Here is a 2,062-nt window from a genome sequence, read left to right on the forward strand (position 1 = left end):
CGATGTGCACACCACCGCGCTGCTGGCGGTGCGCGGCCGGGTGCGGCGCATGACGTGGGGCATTTGCGCCTGCAGCACCTGAACGGCACGGAGGCGGACCACGCGTTCCTGGTGATCGCCGGGGTGGGCACCGACGCGGACCTCTTTGACGACACCGACGAGCAGCTCAAGCGCCGGGTCGGCTGGCTGGCCTACTCGGAGGCCGGGCTGCGCCAGCTGCCCGGGCAGCGCAAGCGCGTCTCCTTCCAGCTCGGGGACGGCCCCTGGCAGACCCGCCGGGTGCGTTCGGTGCTGTTCGCCAACTGCGGCAAGCTGCAGGGCCTGGACTTCGTGCCCGAGGCGAAGCTCGATGACGGGATCCTGGACGCGGTGGTGCTCTCCCCCCGCTCGGCGGCCGGGTGGGTGTGGATCTTTTTGAAGACCGCGTTCCGGGCGAAGAACGAGATCCCGGTGATTTCCTTCTACAAGACCAAGAAGGTCTCGCTGCGCTGCACGGAGCCGATGAACACGCAGATCGACGGGGACCCGACCGGCATGGTCAATACCCTGCAGGCCTGGATCAACCCGTCGGCGCTGCGCATCCGCACCGCCTAGAGGCGGTGCAGCAGCTGGCCCACCCATTCCCGGGCCCGGATGAAGGCCTCGTTGGAGTTGTGTGAGTCGATGCTCGGGGTGATCCCCTCCGCGGCGTTGTAGGAGCCAGGAACTTCAGGTCCGGCACAATCGGTGCAGCCCGGTCAGCGCCGCGGCGACCCGCTCCTCGGCCAGGTGCCCGTCGATGTCCACGGAGAAGAAGTAGCTGCCCAGCCCCGTGCCGGTGGGCCGGGACTCGATGCGTGAGAGGTTCACCCGCGCGCGGCGAACTGCTCCAGCAGCGCCATCAGCGCGCCGGGCTTGTCCTCGGGTAGCGGGACGATCAGGGTGGTCTTGTCCACCCCGGTGGGCGCCGGCAGCGGTCCGGGACGGGTGACCAGGAAGAAGCGGGTGACCGCCCCCAGATTGTCCTCCACGCCCTCGACCAGCACCTTCAGGTTGCGGTCGTGGGCCACCAGCGGCGAGCAGATCGCCGCCTGGTGGTGCTGTTCGGGGTCCTGCAGCCCCACGGCGGCGGCCGCGGTGGAGGAGCCCTGGATAAATTCCGCTCCGGGAATATTGGCCTGCACCCAGCCGCGGCACTGCGCCCAGGCGACCGAATGCGTGGAAATCTGGGTGATCTGCTCCAGCGCGTCGATGTCCTCGCGCACCGCGAGCACGAACGTGATCGGCACCAGCACCTCGCGCACGATCTGCAGGTGGTCGGCCCGGGCAATCGCGTCCAGGGTGGCCGAGACCCCACCCTCCACGGAGTTCTCGATCGGCACCATCGCCCCGTCCACCGAGCCCTCCAGCACCAGCGCCAGCGCCTCGTTCACGTTGGCGGCCGGAACCCGCTCGGCCTCGTCCGCGCCGGGAACCTGCAGCAGGGCGGCCTCGGTGAAGGTTCCCGACGGGCCCAGGTAGGCATATCTCATCGAACGGCCGGCTCCTGCCCGTTTTCGGATTCCATCGGCAGCTGCGCCTCGATCCACGCGTCCGAGCCCCCGGCAATGTTGTACACCGAGTAGCCCATCCCGGTCAGCCAGGCCGAGGCCTGGGCGGAGCGGCCCCCGGTGCGGCAGATGACATAGGTGTCCACATCAGGATCCAGTTCCTCGAAGCGTTCGGGAAGCTGGCCCAGCGGGATGTGGGTGGCGCCCTTGGCGTGGCCCTCAACCCATTCGAAGTCCTCGCGCACATCCAGGATCAGCGCCCCGTCGGGCACCTCGGTCACCGAGACGGTCTCGAAGTCACTCATGGTTAGCGTTCCTCTCGCATAGGGTGTTTGCTTATAAGACTAATGAGTTCGAGCATCGAAAGCAGACATGTTGACGTCATCCGCCCTGAAGTTGCGCAACCAGCTGGCCGCCGGGGAGGTCTCCAGCCGGGAAGTGACCGAACACTACCTGCGGCGCATTGAACGCTTCGCCTCCCTGGGCGCGTTCGTGCACGTGGAGCAGCGGGCGCTGCAGGCCGCGGCGGCGCG

At 68.2% G+C, this 2,062-nt stretch carries 4 protein-coding genes; 1 reads left to right on the forward strand and 3 read right to left on the reverse strand.

Going from position 1 to position 2,062, the window contains the following annotated elements; all coding sequences use genetic code 11:
• Positions 1–594 (forward strand): diacylglycerol kinase family protein (locus JCM19049_RS12545; protein ID WP_374700309.1); only part of this gene is annotated, 594 nt, incomplete at its 5' end.
• Between the two features lie 114 nt (positions 595–708).
• On the opposite strand, the gene JCM19049_RS23550 is transcribed toward JCM19049_RS12545, so the two are convergent.
• From JCM19049_RS23550 to JCM19049_RS12555, 3 genes are read right to left on the reverse strand one after another with little or no spacing between them, the layout of a single operon-like run.
• Complete coding sequence (locus JCM19049_RS23550; RefSeq protein WP_374700310.1) at positions 709–849, reverse strand: hypothetical protein; 141 nt, start codon at positions 847–849, stop codon at positions 709–711.
• Positions 846–1,511: a prephenate dehydratase gene (locus tag JCM19049_RS12550; RefSeq protein ID WP_374700311.1), complete on the reverse strand. Its 666-nt coding sequence runs from the start codon at positions 1,509–1,511 to the stop codon at positions 846–848. The genes JCM19049_RS23550 and JCM19049_RS12550 overlap by 4 nt, the downstream gene beginning before the upstream one ends.
• A complete protein-coding gene (locus tag JCM19049_RS12555; RefSeq protein ID WP_054821759.1) occupies positions 1,508–1,834 on the reverse strand; it encodes a rhodanese-like domain-containing protein in 327 nt (108 codons plus the stop codon). The genes JCM19049_RS12550 and JCM19049_RS12555 overlap by 4 nt, the downstream gene beginning before the upstream one ends.
• Positions 1,835–2,062 lie beyond the last annotated feature (228 nt).

The sequence above is a fragment of the Arthrobacter sp. JCM 19049 genome, assembly GCF_001310435.1.

Excerpts from the sequence above, each read along its gene's own strand:
- JCM19049_RS12550 (WP_374700311.1), bottom strand. The coding sequence starts at position 1,511 with ATGAGATATGCCTACCTGGGCCCGTCGGGAACCTTCACCGAGGCCGCC.
- JCM19049_RS12555 (WP_054821759.1), bottom strand. The coding sequence starts at position 1,834 with ATGAGTGACTTCGAGACCGTCTCGGTGACCGAGGTGCCCGACGGGGCG.